The organism is Acinetobacter sp. Ac8 (assembly GCF_055392545.1).
The window spans coordinates 2,510,050-2,523,130 of sequence record NZ_AP043689.1; the positions used below are offsets into that span (position 1 = coordinate 2,510,050).

At 33.4% G+C, this 13,081-nt stretch carries 22 protein-coding genes; 9 read left to right on the forward strand and 13 right to left on the reverse strand.

What is annotated here, in order from left to right; translation table 11 throughout:
- Positions 1-772: 772 nt before the first annotated feature.
- From ACZ5QH_RS11845 to ACZ5QH_RS11900, 12 genes are all read right to left on the reverse strand, one after another.
- The gene (locus ACZ5QH_RS11845) at positions 773-1,033 is read right to left on the reverse strand and encodes a hypothetical protein (protein WP_209827018.1); all 261 of its coding nucleotides are present in this window, start codon (positions 1,031-1,033) and stop codon (positions 773-775) included.
- Between the two features lie 905 nt (positions 1,034-1,938).
- Complete coding sequence (locus ACZ5QH_RS11850) at positions 1,939-2,172, reverse strand: hypothetical protein (RefSeq protein WP_209827019.1); 234 nt, start codon at positions 2,170-2,172, stop codon at positions 1,939-1,941.
- A 140-nt stretch (positions 2,173-2,312) separates the two neighbouring features.
- Positions 2,313-2,483, reverse strand: coding sequence for a YlxR family protein (locus ACZ5QH_RS11855; protein ID WP_004720038.1), 171 nt, complete (start codon positions 2,481-2,483; stop codon positions 2,313-2,315).
- A gap of 102 nt (positions 2,484-2,585) precedes the next feature.
- Positions 2,586-2,822 (reverse strand): hypothetical protein, encoded by a 237-nt coding sequence (locus ACZ5QH_RS11860; RefSeq protein ID WP_303576919.1) that lies wholly within the window; start codon positions 2,820-2,822, stop codon positions 2,586-2,588.
- 110 nt (positions 2,823-2,932) lie between these two features.
- Positions 2,933-3,184, reverse strand: coding sequence for a hypothetical protein (locus ACZ5QH_RS11865; protein ID WP_303576918.1), 252 nt, complete (start codon positions 3,182-3,184; stop codon positions 2,933-2,935).
- Between the two features lie 91 nt (positions 3,185-3,275).
- A complete protein-coding gene (locus tag ACZ5QH_RS11870) occupies positions 3,276-3,965 on the reverse strand; it encodes a DnaJ-like cysteine-rich domain-containing protein (RefSeq protein WP_303576917.1) in 690 nt (229 codons plus the stop codon).
- Position 3,966: 1 nt separating this feature from the next.
- Positions 3,967-4,377, reverse strand: a complete 411-nt coding sequence (locus ACZ5QH_RS11875) for a hypothetical protein (protein ID WP_464016702.1) — start codon at positions 4,375-4,377, stop codon at positions 3,967-3,969.
- The gene (locus tag ACZ5QH_RS11880; protein WP_303576915.1) at positions 4,378-5,298 is read right to left on the reverse strand and encodes a helix-turn-helix domain-containing protein; all 921 of its coding nucleotides are present in this window, start codon (positions 5,296-5,298) and stop codon (positions 4,378-4,380) included.
- The gene (locus tag ACZ5QH_RS11885) at positions 5,295-5,591 is read right to left on the reverse strand and encodes a hypothetical protein (RefSeq protein ID WP_303576914.1); all 297 of its coding nucleotides are present in this window, start codon (positions 5,589-5,591) and stop codon (positions 5,295-5,297) included. The genes ACZ5QH_RS11880 and ACZ5QH_RS11885 overlap by 4 nt, the downstream gene beginning before the upstream one ends.
- Positions 5,588-5,833, reverse strand: coding sequence for a hypothetical protein (locus ACZ5QH_RS11890; protein ID WP_303576913.1), 246 nt, complete (start codon positions 5,831-5,833; stop codon positions 5,588-5,590). The genes ACZ5QH_RS11885 and ACZ5QH_RS11890 overlap by 4 nt, the downstream gene beginning before the upstream one ends.
- Before the next feature lie 167 nt (positions 5,834-6,000).
- Positions 6,001-6,498, reverse strand: coding sequence for a phage regulatory CII family protein (locus tag ACZ5QH_RS11895; protein WP_016539718.1), 498 nt, complete (start codon positions 6,496-6,498; stop codon positions 6,001-6,003).
- A 61-nt stretch (positions 6,499-6,559) separates the two neighbouring features.
- Positions 6,560-6,754 carry a hypothetical protein gene (locus ACZ5QH_RS11900; RefSeq protein ID WP_154130045.1) on the reverse strand — a complete coding sequence of 65 codons (195 nt, stop codon included), beginning with the start codon at positions 6,752-6,754 and terminating at the stop codon, positions 6,560-6,562.
- 102 nt (positions 6,755-6,856) lie between these two features.
- Here ACZ5QH_RS11900 and ACZ5QH_RS11905 point away from each other — a divergent pair, with 102 nt between their 5' ends.
- From ACZ5QH_RS11905 to ACZ5QH_RS11940, 8 genes are all read left to right on the forward strand, one after another.
- Complete coding sequence (locus tag ACZ5QH_RS11905; protein WP_303576912.1) at positions 6,857-7,579, forward strand: S24 family peptidase; 723 nt, start codon at positions 6,857-6,859, stop codon at positions 7,577-7,579.
- Between the two features lie 32 nt (positions 7,580-7,611).
- Complete coding sequence (locus tag ACZ5QH_RS11910) at positions 7,612-7,914, forward strand: hypothetical protein (protein WP_154130047.1); 303 nt, start codon at positions 7,612-7,614, stop codon at positions 7,912-7,914.
- Positions 7,915-7,959: 45 nt separating this feature from the next.
- Complete coding sequence (locus tag ACZ5QH_RS11915; protein ID WP_303576911.1) at positions 7,960-8,895, forward strand: sensor domain-containing diguanylate cyclase; 936 nt, start codon at positions 7,960-7,962, stop codon at positions 8,893-8,895.
- Between the two features lie 80 nt (positions 8,896-8,975).
- Positions 8,976-9,302, forward strand: a complete 327-nt coding sequence (locus tag ACZ5QH_RS11920; RefSeq protein ID WP_303576910.1) for a hypothetical protein — start codon at positions 8,976-8,978, stop codon at positions 9,300-9,302.
- Between the two features lie 210 nt (positions 9,303-9,512).
- Positions 9,513-9,980 (forward strand): hypothetical protein, encoded by a 468-nt coding sequence (locus ACZ5QH_RS11925; protein ID WP_303576909.1) that lies wholly within the window; start codon positions 9,513-9,515, stop codon positions 9,978-9,980.
- Positions 9,980-10,288, forward strand: coding sequence for a hypothetical protein (locus ACZ5QH_RS11930; protein WP_209827032.1), 309 nt, complete (start codon positions 9,980-9,982; stop codon positions 10,286-10,288). Before ACZ5QH_RS11925 ends, ACZ5QH_RS11930 begins: the two co-directional genes overlap by 1 nt.
- A gap of 11 nt (positions 10,289-10,299) precedes the next feature.
- Positions 10,300-11,421: an ATP-binding protein gene (locus tag ACZ5QH_RS11935; protein ID WP_209827033.1), complete on the forward strand. Its 1,122-nt coding sequence runs from the start codon at positions 10,300-10,302 to the stop codon at positions 11,419-11,421.
- Positions 11,422-11,443: 22 nt separating this feature from the next.
- On the forward strand, positions 11,444-11,704 hold the full coding sequence (locus ACZ5QH_RS11940; RefSeq protein WP_303576908.1) for a hypothetical protein: 261 nt from the start codon (positions 11,444-11,446) through the stop codon (positions 11,702-11,704).
- 89 nt (positions 11,705-11,793) lie between these two features.
- Here the strand turns inward: ACZ5QH_RS11940 and ybaK are convergent, their stop codons facing one another.
- Entirely contained in the window at positions 11,794-12,261 is a 468-nt protein-coding gene (gene ybaK / locus ACZ5QH_RS11945; protein ID WP_303576907.1) for a Cys-tRNA(Pro) deacylase, read from the reverse strand.
- A 158-nt stretch (positions 12,262-12,419) separates the two neighbouring features.
- Between ybaK and ACZ5QH_RS11950 the strand changes: the two genes are divergently transcribed.
- The gene (locus ACZ5QH_RS11950) at positions 12,420-13,055 is read left to right on the forward strand and encodes a CDP-alcohol phosphatidyltransferase family protein (protein WP_303576905.1); all 636 of its coding nucleotides are present in this window, start codon (positions 12,420-12,422) and stop codon (positions 13,053-13,055) included.
- Positions 13,056-13,081 lie beyond the last annotated feature (26 nt).

Genomic DNA, 13,081 nt, shown 5'->3' on the forward strand with positions numbered 1-13,081 from the left:
TAAGCAACATAGAAAAATTTCAATACCCATTTGTATTTAAGTAAATATAAATGAGAAAATATGATTCTATACAATTGAAATTACGATGTTTTTTAAAAAATAAAAGTTAAGTATATTGTTTTAAATTGCTTATAAAATATCAGCTTTAAGTTAGTGAATTCATGTTTCACTCATGCATTTTCGTTTTTTTCACAGCCTTATGATACATGTTTTTATTGGTAGTTCTATAATGCAAAAAGCTCACCGAAAAGTGAGCTTTAATTTAGGTTACAAACGCTATCTATAGAATACTAAACCTGAGTTTAAACCACCAAATAGATACATCAATAATGTAAGAATAAGAAATATAGCGAAGAAAAACATTGCATTCATAGAGTAGTACATAACTTTACTACCTTATCTAATAATTGTTTACACATTATACACGAGAAGCAACATTTATCCTAATTACACTTACTTAAGTTATTGAAGAAAAATTAAAAATGATTAAGGGGTCTGGGTTAAATTTTAATAAGTGCCCGTCTTTCCGGGCTGTCAACAAATTCACAATCTACATAGCTTAGATTGAGATTAAATACAATAAATGATAATGAGTTTCATTACAATACATAAATTTAAGATAAAAAAATACCCAATGATTAGACTCAATGGGTATATTAAAAGGTAAATTTGTTAGGTGTCAGATAAATGTAATATGACCACTATGAAAAATATACATTTAATTTTGGGACTATGCAACCTTAATTATATCAAGGGAGCTGAACTATCAATATTAATCCCAAAAAATAGAAAATATCGTCTCATCACTAGTTGATGAAATTTTAACTTTGTATCCTGATTGCTTAAATTCTTCACTTAATACTTTGATTTGATGTTGATTGATCTCTTTAGAAATATTTTCACTCACTGAAATTTCACCCAAATCCGCTTTTTTGACAACTTGTGATTTCAAGAAAATTTTAAGTTGCTCTATTGAGCTATATCGGGTTTCTTTAGAAATATTTTTCGATTCTTCTATAGCTGTATTTAACATTACATGTTCTCATTTGAGTAATTTTAAGTAGTCTAAAATAAGGCTAATAATTTTAAGTATTTTAAAAAATTAGCTTTATTTTAGAACTTGTCAGACTAGTTACTAACAACTTTAAGGCAATGACGACAAACTGTTAATTCACCATCTTTACAATAGTGAGTATCAAATACTCTGTGTAAGCCAATGAAACATTTAATGTATTGAATCACATCCATATACTCACTAAAAAGCATATCTTTTGATAAGCTTATAGATATCCATGATTTTTTATAAATCCATACTCCAGATGGAATATTCCTAAAAGATGTAACAGCATTGTAAGATCATAAAATTAATGAGAAAAATAAAATATAAAACTTTATTTTTACCCACACTCGTACAAATTTAATAATCTAAAAACCTTTAAGAATAATATTTTCAACGTATTTATCAAAATCCAACTCTGTGGATTTTAAGCTTTTAGCTTTAAAGGTTTTGTAAAAACAACTACTAATTATCCCTATACTTAATAAGGTTAATATTTTCATAACTCACCTCTAATATGTATATATGATAATTTTTAAGATACCATTCAATTTTGTTGTCTTCTAAAGCACTTTAGCTACTTTTTGTATATGCTGTAAGTGGGTGTAACAAAATTAAAGTTCTTAAAATTTGTACAACATATGAAATTTATTAGTTTTTTTTCTTATGTAAAATTATTTTTAAAATGCAATAGAGCTTATTTTAGAATTTAGATGTTTTTCCACAAGTTATTGAATTAATATATTTTACTAAATAAAAAAAACCCATATGATTAGAAATATGGGTTTGGAAATTGAATTGGTTTTACTATGTGTATGCAAAAAAATATACGCTCATTATTTTTGTAATGCAATATAAATTTATTGATTTAATATTTTTACCTAAAACTCTTTAACATTAATTAAGATTAATTCATTATAAATTTTAGTCACTTGATTGACTAAAAATATTTGAGAACAAACTCCCTTCTTTTTTGTAATTATCTTAAAGCCTTTTTCAATAATTACACCTGGATCTTTCACTAATATTTCGCCATTGCTCCCTATTTCAAATTTAGAAATATCATGTTCATTGCCATCGTTATCAACAATAAACAGTTTATTTTTATATTGCATACTTAGCATCCTTAAATTGTGACACTAAACACATTTAAGTATTAATTTGAGCAAATTAATACATTTTAACTTATGCATGTATTAAAACTTATAAAAGACGCCCTAAAGCATCTTTTATTTTTATAATATATTTAAATGTTCTAGCAATTGTTTTTCTTCGCTTGACCAGGAGGACAGAATTTACCATTTCCATGTCCACCATTGTAACGCCCATCAGGATCTACAACGATGCTTCCTTCAGGAGTATGTACAGCGCAAGCCGTAAGACTTAAGCCACTAAACATCATAACTACGATTAAGATATTTTTCATAATCAACTCCTTTTAAAGTACAAAATTAGAATATTTTGTGATCATGTTCCACTATAAAATTGTTATTAAAATAAATTAGCCCGTTTTATATCTTCTAGAATTTCAGATGCTTGTATGAAATTTTTTAACTAAATAACCTCTAATTATTTCATCAGCTTGCATATCTAATAATTCATCAGACACCCAAAATACATACTTTTCGTTCTTAAACTTAACTATTTTTTTTAAATATGTTGTAATTGAATTTGATGTAGAACCTTTAATTTTGAAAAACTTCTCATGACTAACATTCCCCAGCAACTTACTTCCATGCCAAGGACCACCAATACAAATGTTCATGTGTTTTCCTATTCTTCAATGGTATCTTAGCACCTAAACCTTACAGAATTGTTTTAAATAAAAAAAGCTCACCTTTCGATGAGCTAATAAAATAGACAATATTAATTAATTTAATCTAATCCATCAATTAAAACCATAGAAAGGCTTTGTACATCACAATTCCCCCAATCATTTACCAATTGTTTTACATCGTCAGGACTTAAATAATCATAGTGATAAACTGTAAAAATTTCCTCACCTTTATTTAATTGCAATGAAACCATGCCACTCATAGACTCAAATTTAAGAATATCAGCTGGTATTGGCATATGATAAAAACTGAAACTTCCATCTTCTTCTTTTAAAGTACTAATATAAATCATGAATAAACTCTTTTAATGAACAAATTGGTCTTGGATAATCCTAATACGACCAGATTCTAATAAATGAATTCCTATTTTTACATCTGTTCTCTCACAAATCAAATTCTTCTGCAACTTTGAAAAAGTACCCTCTTAAATGGCTATCTAGATTAATTCGCCACTCTCCTAATATCTCTAATGCATATTTCTCATATTTATCATAGGTTCTAATGTACGCTTTACGATCTATATTCATACCTGAAATTCTATAACGCTCAGACTGATTGTATGAGTTCTCCTTTCTACCTTCACATTTGCTGCATTCGATGTGTTTCTTTTCAACTTTAGAAAATATAAAACCTTTACCATTACATTTAGTGCACACTCCACGTTTAAATAAAAATTGAACTAATGCAGTACGTGCTACTCCTTTTGCCGCCTCTTTTGTAGTTATTTTTTTTGTTTGAAAACCATCAGCTTGAAACTTTAAACGGATCTCACTAGTTAGTAGGTTTTGCAATAAAGCAAAGTGGCGATCTGTTGGACTGATCGATCGCACTAAAGCCCATATTAGTGCATATTCTTCTGTAGCCATATTTTGCATCATTAAAGCAGCGCTGTTTACTTTACTTCCATAAACTGATGGTCCCCCCACTCCATCTTTAAAGCCATCCATCGTTTTTTGTGCTAAATCAAGAAGAGTAAAATCAACTCGTGATGTACTAGGCTTAAATAGCAAACGACGTAAATCATGAACGATTGTCATATCTCTATGTTTTTCAAAGTTTGCTGTGGCTGTCATTTTACTCCCCCACCATTGTCTCTATCTGTTGTACCGCTAAACCTGACTTCACTTGCTCAGTGCTGAACTGTAAAACCTGAAATCCCATCACCACTGCAGCGTTGTATTTCTCCATGTCACCGATATATCCCTTACCTCGAGTGTGACGTCCATTACTCCAAATACCGCCCTCAACCTCAACCAATATCTTCTTGCCCATAATGTGAAAATCAGCACGCCACTTACGTTTAGGATGGAATTTATATTCCTGTTCAAAGCTAATTTTTAAAACTCGTAGCTGGTTGGCCAACGTTGATTCACCGATACTTTCAATTCTTTGAGTTTTAACTCGAGTACTGCTATTTAGCTTTGATTTCTTCCTGGTTCTCGTACCATAAAGTTTTTGATATTCAGCAATTGAGATGCTTTCCACTTACGCAGCACCTCTACTCTTAGGTTTAAATCCAACTGCCTGCAGATGTGATTTCCAGTTTTGGAGTTCATTCGGATCTGAGAGTTTTGCGGCAATGCGGCTTGCTAGTTTTTCAAAGGATTCACCAGGCATACTGAATTCATCGATGACATCAGGAAGTTGAGCGAGTTTGTTGGCAAACACGTAAATCTGTTGAGGTGATGAGAAAAATACTAAATCAGATTCACTGCTTGATTTGCCATTTTGCGCTTTGTCGTATTTGTGACGGTTTTTCAAAAGTGTGTCAGCGAAGTGGTAAATCAAGAGATCATCACAAAGATTATTTCCAGCATTAAAAAGCTCGAATGCTTTTTTCTCGCGTTCAAACCAACCTGCTTCGATAATCGATTTTGGTACTACCGTGGGTTCGGCTTGATCTAATTCAGAACGAAGTTTTTTCAAGCAAAGCCAGTCTTTTTTATTTTTAGATTCTAATGGGAGATTCCTTGGGAGGTTCTGTGTCCCAAAATTGGTACTGGTCTCGGTACCAAAATCGGTACTGGTTCCAGTTCCATTATTGGTACTAGTACCGTTTTTGGAACCAGTGCCTAAATCAACACCAGTGTCATTTTTGGTACTAGTCCCCTTTTTGGTATTGGTATCTGAACTATCTTCACGTCCAAATACACCAATTAATTGATAGACTTTTACGCCATTCCCTTTAATTTCACCTGTGAATTTAATCAACTTTTTAATCTCAAGTTCGTCTAAAACTTTGATAATCGTTTTTCGATTTAAAGTGGTGTCTTTCTCTAACCGTTTTAAACTTGGAAAGCACTTATGGTCGTCACCAGCTCGATCAGCAAGTGATAGAAGTACTAGCTTTTGACTAGCACCATCTACAGTTGTTTTCCAAGCCCATACGGTTGCGTCAAGGCTCATAATTCACCGACCTTAGGCTTTACGTACCCACCAAATGAAATGACCTGTTCAGCTTTGATCAAGCTCGTAATAACCTGATGTGATAACCAAATTGTGATCTTGAATCGATAAGCCATCTTTTGGGCCAATTCTTCTTTGGTTACAGCTGCATTCTCTTCGTTGTAACCACGCATACTTAGATTGCCTTTTTTGATGTCATGAATATGGTTCAGCAAAAGCAAAGTTGGTTCATAAAATGATTGGATTTCCTGAGTCTGCTTATGCTCAGGTTTAATTTGAAAATGGCTATTCATGGAACCTCCGCAATCGATTGCTCGATTTCATCTAAACGGCGTTTATGAAATAGCTCTGGCAAAGTGGCTGCACGTATATCAGCTTCCTTTACCAACTTACCGCTTTCTAACCAGTAATGATTGTTCGGTTGATACGCTTCTACCGTTTGTAAGTCTTTTATTTTGATGTGATTCATATACACAACCACATCGCCATTCATGTATTTGCCTAGCTCTTTTTCTTGTGCTAGATTGATGTCCATTCGATACTCCGAAAAGTCGTTTAGGGTGTATTGGGTACGCGGTGAATTACGGGAAGCCTGATCTGATACGTCAGGCTTCTTCTTTAAAATGAGTGAAATTTGTGCTAAATTTGAACTCATATTCATTCCACCTCGTTATGGATATAGGAAAGCCTGGGATATGAGCCTCAGGCTTTTTCTTTTTCAGGGCCTGATGTATATCTTTTCATTTGTTTTAATGCTGCTTGATCTACAGCTGTCGCCAATTCAATTAGATGCAATGTCAATTGATGGATCTCTTCATATTCTTGTGGTGTTACTACACCATCCTCATACGCTTCATAGACAGCTTTGTTAGTCTTTCCTGACTTAATGTTGTGCTGCATCATTGCCTCAAAAATCGACAATTCATGATGCTTACTGCGGTCACATGTCACTGGAACTAAAGCAAAACCAAGTTCATGCGCCCAAATTTTTAACAGCGCTGGGTTTTGGGTGTAATAGAGAATTGCTTCTAACTTTTTAATACTGGGTAAATGGTTCGGCATATTGATATTTGCGTAATTGCAAATAGTGTTATGTGAATCTCCAAGTACCTGCGCAATATCTTTAGGCGTAAATCCCGGTGTATTACTTATCATCTGCCAAATTGCGTTTTGGGCTTCTCGGCTTAAATTAATTTCCATATGTGAATCCCTGTTTTTATTCACGTTTACCTTTTCGTACTTTAGTAAGAAATTAGGCTTATTAAGAGCTAATGCTATTTAATCCTTTGCGATCAGCAATCAACTCTCCATTGGTTTGAATTTCAAATACAGCTTGAGTTTTAAGAGGGATTTTTTTTCGCCAATAACTTATTACGGATCTATCTTTATTAAGGATTCGAGCAAGTTCAGCATCGTTTTTAGCCTGAAAGTGATTTTTAAGATCATCAACAGTCATGTTTAGTTTCCAGAACAATTTGTTCATTTAATTGAACTATAAGTTTAGGAACATGTCAATTTTATTGTTTAGTATTTTAAACAAATATTAGGTTTATCAATTATGCAAACCACGTCTGATAGAATTTCGTTACGAATGCGCCAACTTGGTCTACAGCATAAAGATTTAGTTGCTGCGACTGGAGCAAGCAAGGGAACTGTTACCAATTGGATTAGTGGGGTGAATAATCCAACCGGAAACCGATTAGTTCAGTTAGCTCAAGTTTTAGGGACTACATCTGAGTGGTTGTTAAATGGCACTTCCACTGAGATTAGAGACTCAGAAAGTATTCATTTCGCACCAGTTGAATTTATAAGTGCAAATACAAAAGGTCGCCTAACGAACGTACGTATTCCAATATACAAAGATGTTAAAGCTTCGTGCGGCACAGGAATTCAAAACTTTTTAGAGGATGCTAGTGAGTACCTTGAAATAGATCCGCAGATATTAAAACTAATGGGTATTCAGACCAACCCTGTTAATTTGCGTATTATTTATTCAGCTGAATATAGTATGTATCCAACCATTGCACCTGATAGCCCTTTATTTGTTGATATTTCTGATAAAGATCATGATGCATTAAAAAATGGAAGTGTTTACGTTTTCACTCATAATCATGAATTACGCATGAAACGAATTTTTGTAAGTTATGCAGGTTCAAAAACAGTTAAGCTGACAAGTGATAATCCTGATAAAAATAGATATCCCGATGAGTTTATTACAAATGAACAGTTGAATGAGATCAACTTTGTTGGGCGTCTAGAGCTAGCTCTGGTAAAACCATAAATACAACTAAAATAGTTAAGAGAGAAAGTATTATGATAGCAACACTTAATAAGTCTAAAACTGCGCTAACAATAAATCGTCAAGAATTTAAATTAGCTTTAGCTAAAGTTGGTACTGGAATTGATAAACAAATAGCTTCTTTTAAAAAAGCCAAACAAAGCTACGATTCTTCTGAAATTGCAAATGAGATCATTAGTGAAGCAAATATCTTTGAAGCCATTATTCAAGGGTTTAACGAGGCTGAAGAAACTAATTTAAAATTAACCGATATAACCAATCTTGAATTAGCACAAGGATGGATAGATGAGTTTTTGGAAAAATATTCAAACGATTAAGTACTATAATAATTTTTAATTTAAACAATGAAATAGGCCCACAATATGAAAGATATAATATTTAAAAACTTTGAAGAGGCTGGACAAACTGTTTTAAAATTTTTATCTCAAAAATTTGGATTCAATTTATGGATGATCACTCGTACAGAAGGAGATAATTGGATCGTCCTTCAATGTGAAGATAAAGGCTATAATGTTACACCAGGACAAGTTTTCTCATGGGCGGATTCATTTTGCTCTCATATGGTTTTAGGAAAAGCTCCTAAAATAGCTCCTCATTCAGAAAAAATCCCCTTATACTTAAATGCACCAATAGCTAAAAAAATTGATATTAAAGCTTATATAGGTCAACCACTTATAAAAGAAGATGGAACTTTATTTGGTACTCTTTGTGCTATTGATCCCAATCCTCAATCCGAATCACTACTACAGGAAGAAGAATTAATTAATCTTTTTGGTAAAATTCTAAGTTATATTTTGCAAGTTGAATTACGGGAAAATGAACAGAAACGTCAAAAAGAGTTTTTTGAAGCCGTAGCTTTAAGTGATTCTTTAACGGGATTATTTAATCGTAGAGGATGGGATCAACTTCTCGCACAAGAAGAAGCCAGATGTAAAAGTTACGGTCATCCTGCTGCTATTTTTATGATTGATCTAAATAATTTAAAAATTGTAAATGATCAATTTGGACATTTTATTGGAGATGAATTAATAAAAAAGACAGCAAATCTATTAAAAATTTGCGTCCGTAATAATGATATTGTGGCTCGGATAGGTGGTGATGAATTTGCAATCCTCAGCATTGAAAATACAAAAGAGGGAGCAGAACTTTTATTTGATAGAATTCAAGAAATTTTTGCAAATGCTAATATCAGCATCGCTGTTGGCTTCGCAATTCGAAATCCTTCTTTTAGTTTATTAGAAGCGGTTCAAGAAGCTGATGAAAAAATGTATGAAAATAAACGCATGATCAAAAAATAAGATTCAACCACTTTAGTAAACTTCACCTCCCACTCAGCATGAGATTTCTTTTGCTCAAAAACCTAAGAAGAATCAACATTATGGAAACTGTATCATTTATATGTTTGTTAACTCTTTCTATATTTGGTTGCGATAATTCAGAACAAATATCACCTGAACGCGAACACCTTATTGAAAAATTTCAAGAAGTTGATTTAAAAATGACTATGTATCTTGCAACGCTAGCAGGTCCCTCTACCCCATTAGAAGAACGCAAAAAAGTTATTTGCGAGGATTTCCCTGTTACCTACGAACAAGAATACCTTCCAATTTATTTAAAGCTGGCTGATCCAAAAGATCTCAATACAAGTACGGATCTTCAAAAAACAATAGATTCATATAAAGCTAGATACAATATTGATTGCTAATACAAAATTCTAAAAAAAGAAAACCCACCCTGTGTGGGTTTTCTTTTGTCTATAAAGTACAGAAGTATAAACATAAATAATAAAAGTTTATTTTTATAAACAAAACTATTGACCAATTTTGTTTAGTTTACTAAACTTAATTTCATCAAATAACAAAAAAGCACATCCGACCTCGAAATCAAATGTGCTTTTCCTTACAACAGGTGAATTATGAACACAAAACCAAATTCAATCAATCCCATTGTTACACATCGTGTACAGCCATCCAGCTTTATTAAAGTAGCTGCAATTAGTGGTTTATTCACAGTAGGCGTTATCGGTCTTACATATGATCAAAAAGCCACTGAATACAAACCTGCAGTAGCTGTTCCTAACACTGCCCCTTCTTCATATAGCATACAAGCACTAAAAGTCACTTCTAATTCATCTGGTATGGCCGTTGTTAAACTTGATAGCTTCTTACTTAAAGTTAGCTTTGATTTTGAATCTCATCTTGATAACTACGGTGTTCCTGGTTCTGAATTTACTTCAGTTGATATCACCAACTTAGCAATTGATGAAATCCAAGACATCAACGGCAAGGAATATAACGACTTCACAGATTACAACGATCACCGAAATATCAATCAGATAATTATCGGTTATATCGAGCGTAACCGTTTGGTGGAGGCTGTTTAATGAATACATCTACACCCAAGAAATCAGAATTTATAAGCGATGAAAACGGCGAATTTCGCATGCGTATTTATTCATCTGAATATTTACAGAAAAATGGCGAAATTTACCGGGTTAGTAAATCAGGCTATTTGTACCTTATCGATTTCGCAGAACATTTAGAGAAGCCTTGGATTCTTATAAATTTTGAACGTGAGCGCAAATTCCAAAAGCGTAAAGCTAAAGCTGAATTATTCAACCAACCTTGCTTTAAGCGCACGCCCTACTCATCGAATCAACGCATTGCTTATAACAATACGAAATATAATTAAGGAGTTAACCAATGGCTTTAAATATTATTACTGCTGATCAACCATTGAGTGTTAGCGCAATTATTACCTATATCTATGCTGATCCGGGTTTAGGTAAAACATCTATGGGCTTTACAGCTGATAAAGCTATTTCTTTTGACTTTGATAAAGGTTCTCATCGTACTGGTGAATTACGTCGTGGTGCTGTTGTACCAGTGGAAAAATGGACTGATATCACAAATCTAACTGTTCAAGACCTATCACCCTTTAATACTGTCGTGATCGATACAGTTGGGGCAATGCTTGAATGCATCAAATCTCATTTGTTAAATATTCCTGAAAATAGACAAAAAGATGGAACCTTGAAATTAAAGGCACAAGGATCTGCGAACAATATGTTTAAAAGCTATATCCATATGCTTATAGCTATGGGTAAGGATGTAGTTTTTATTGCCCATGCTGTAGAGAGTGAAAATGGCGATCAGAGAATTAATCGACCAGATCTAGGTGGTAAGAATCGAAACGAACTTTACCGTATAGCTGACGTTATGGGGTATTTAACAACAGTTAGAACGCAAGAAGGTAAATCTGCAAGAGTTATAAGTTTTAGTCCATCTGATACACATCATGCCAAAAATGCTGGAGCACTTGGAGGTGAAACCGGAGAAGTATGGGTACCAGATCTTAAAACCAATCCAACTTTTTTGGCTGACATAATTAGCCAAGCTAAAAGCCATATTAATACGTTAACACCAGCGCAAATAGCAACAATTAAAGCTCAACAAGATTTTGAAAACTGGAAGCAAAGTTGTGCTGAAGCTGAACACGCTGGCGATCTAAATCAATTGACTGAATCGCTTGATAAAGAACACATGTATTACCAAAACATGCGCCAGACAATGCTGCTTAGAGCTGACGCCTTAAAATGCTCGTTTGATAAGGAGAAGAAGCGCTGGTTCAACCCACCAGAGTTTAAGGGCATTAATGATGAACAACGTGATGCTCTTCAAAACTTTATTGATGAACGAGGCTTTGATGTTAAATCGATTTGCGAACATTTGGGAATTGATGCACTTACTCAAATTGAAACAAACCAATTAAATGCAGTTAAAGCAGAAATTGAACAATTGGCAAAATCAGGCTTAAGGGCTTAATTACAATAAAGGACAACTAGTAATGGGTGCATTAAAAATTGAATCTGAATCTCTTAAACATTTAACAAGCCTTGTTGAGAAGCTTGTTAACCAAAAAGAGGAACGAAGAATTGGGCGAGCCGAATTTGCTCACTTGCTGAATATAGAACCCGAAACTCTAGACGCCAGAATTAGAGAAGGACGCTACACGAAGCCATTTAAGGATGGTCGGAAGAGTTATTGGTTCAGTTCATATGTCCAGTCTGTAATATTAGATATAGATTCAAAAAATAAAGCCACTTAAGTGGCTTTATTTTTGAGCAAATATTTTTGTGAGTAACATAGTGAGTAACATTATTATTTTTAATTAAAATTCATCAATAAAAGGATGGATTAAACATCAACAATATCAGCAAAATTCGCACCCAAAACCTTAGCTAAATCTAGTGGATTAACCCCAATATCTAAGCCCCTTTTCCCACCACTGACATACATTTTACTTAACTGCTTCGCACTTTCACAAATCACCGTTTTTAAACGCTTTTTTTGACCTACAGGACTAATTCCACCGACTAAATATCCAGTTAAACGCTCTGCATCTTTAGGATCAGCCATATGTAGTTTTTTACAAGCAAAAGTACTCGCCACTTTCTTTAAATTTAATTGATGGTTCACTGGAAGGATGGCAACAAAATAGTTTTTATCATCTGTCACCATCAAAGTTTTAAACACTTCTTCAACATTTAAACCTAATTTTTCAGCAGCCTCTAAGCCAAAACTTTTTGCATTTACATCATGTTCATATTCATGAATTGAAAATTCAATTTTATTTGATTTTAAAACTTTGCAAGCAGGAGTCATAGAATAAACAAGATCAAAATTAAGAAGACATTTGAATTATAGGACTATTTATGTAAACTTTAAAATAACAATACAAATTTAAATGATGAAAATTAATACTTGTAAAATCATGGAAAACTTGATTAAAATCCTGTCATATACCTTATATTACTAGAACAATGCCATCAATCTATCAATTAAAACCAGCATTTCAAAACTTACTGCGCCCTTTTGTTCAAAAGCTTTTTAATATCGGAATCACGGCAAATCAAGTCACATTATTAGCGATGTTTATATCGCTTGGTTTAAGCTTTTTTCTATACCAGTATTATCTGAATCATGCTGTAAATGGGTGGTTATTGCTCTTCCCCTTGTGGATGTTGCTAAGAATGGCTTTCAACGCCATCGATGGAATGCTTGCCCGTGAATTTAAACAACAATCCAACTTAGGTGCGTTTTACAATGAGTTGTGTGATGTTATTTCGGACACAGCACTCTATCTATGCTTGATTGCTTTTGGCTTTATCAATGCAAAATTACTGTTATTGATTGCTTTCCTTGCAATTCTAAGTGAATACACTGGTGTAATGGCGCCACTGATTGGGCAAGAACGTCGTTATGATGGTCCAATGGGAAAAAGTGACCGTGCATTTTGGTTTAGTCTAATTACAGTCGTGATTGTCGCCTTGCCATTCTTCACTACAAATTTACAACTTCTCGGCTTAATCTGTAATGGCATACTCATTTTAATTGGTCTGCTGCTTAGTTTAACCGTCTATAACCGAATTAAAAATAGCTTAAAAACAGCTTTATAAAACAGTTTCATATTTAGGGTAAATTC

Excerpts from the sequence above, each read along its gene's own strand:
- ACZ5QH_RS11895 (WP_016539718.1), bottom strand. The coding sequence starts at position 6,498 with ATGGAAATTAATTTAAGCCGAGAAGCCCAAAACGCAATTTGGCAGATG.
- ACZ5QH_RS11885 (WP_303576914.1), bottom strand. The coding sequence starts at position 5,591 with ATGAATAGCCATTTTCAAATTAAACCTGAGCATAAGCAGACTCAGGAA.
- ACZ5QH_RS11860 (WP_303576919.1), bottom strand. The coding sequence starts at position 2,822 with ATGAACATTTGTATTGGTGGTCCTTGGCATGGAAGTAAGTTGCTGGGG.
- ACZ5QH_RS11910 (WP_154130047.1), top strand. The coding sequence starts at position 7,612 with ATGATAGCAACACTTAATAAGTCTAAAACTGCGCTAACAATAAATCGT.
- ACZ5QH_RS11925 (WP_303576909.1), top strand. The coding sequence starts at position 9,513 with ATGAACACAAAACCAAATTCAATCAATCCCATTGTTACACATCGTGTA.
- ACZ5QH_RS11880 (WP_303576915.1), bottom strand. The coding sequence starts at position 5,298 with ATGAGCCTTGACGCAACCGTATGGGCTTGGAAAACAACTGTAGATGGT.
- ACZ5QH_RS11850 (WP_209827019.1), bottom strand. The coding sequence starts at position 2,172 with ATGCAATATAAAAATAAACTGTTTATTGTTGATAACGATGGCAATGAA.
- ACZ5QH_RS11915 (WP_303576911.1), top strand. The coding sequence starts at position 7,960 with ATGAAAGATATAATATTTAAAAACTTTGAAGAGGCTGGACAAACTGTT.
- ACZ5QH_RS11950 (WP_303576905.1), top strand. The coding sequence starts at position 12,420 with ATGCCATCAATCTATCAATTAAAACCAGCATTTCAAAACTTACTGCGC.
- ACZ5QH_RS11900 (WP_154130045.1), bottom strand. The coding sequence starts at position 6,754 with ATGACTGTTGATGATCTTAAAAATCACTTTCAGGCTAAAAACGATGCT.
- ACZ5QH_RS11935 (WP_209827033.1), top strand. The coding sequence starts at position 10,300 with ATGGCTTTAAATATTATTACTGCTGATCAACCATTGAGTGTTAGCGCA.
- ACZ5QH_RS11865 (WP_303576918.1), bottom strand. The coding sequence starts at position 3,184 with ATGATTTATATTAGTACTTTAAAAGAAGAAGATGGAAGTTTCAGTTTT.
- ACZ5QH_RS11930 (WP_209827032.1), top strand. The coding sequence starts at position 9,980 with ATGAATACATCTACACCCAAGAAATCAGAATTTATAAGCGATGAAAAC.
- ACZ5QH_RS11845 (WP_209827018.1), bottom strand. The coding sequence starts at position 1,033 with ATGTTAAATACAGCTATAGAAGAATCGAAAAATATTTCTAAAGAAACC.
- ACZ5QH_RS11940 (WP_303576908.1), top strand. The coding sequence starts at position 11,444 with ATGGGTGCATTAAAAATTGAATCTGAATCTCTTAAACATTTAACAAGC.
- ACZ5QH_RS11920 (WP_303576910.1), top strand. The coding sequence starts at position 8,976 with ATGGAAACTGTATCATTTATATGTTTGTTAACTCTTTCTATATTTGGT.
- ybaK (WP_303576907.1), bottom strand. The coding sequence starts at position 12,261 with ATGACTCCTGCTTGCAAAGTTTTAAAATCAAATAAAATTGAATTTTCA.
- ACZ5QH_RS11905 (WP_303576912.1), top strand. The coding sequence starts at position 6,857 with ATGCAAACCACGTCTGATAGAATTTCGTTACGAATGCGCCAACTTGGT.
- ACZ5QH_RS11855 (WP_004720038.1), bottom strand. The coding sequence starts at position 2,483 with ATGAAAAATATCTTAATCGTAGTTATGATGTTTAGTGGCTTAAGTCTT.
- ACZ5QH_RS11890 (WP_303576913.1), bottom strand. The coding sequence starts at position 5,833 with ATGGACATCAATCTAGCACAAGAAAAAGAGCTAGGCAAATACATGAAT.
- ACZ5QH_RS11870 (WP_303576917.1), bottom strand. The coding sequence starts at position 3,965 with ATGACAGCCACAGCAAACTTTGAAAAACATAGAGATATGACAATCGTT.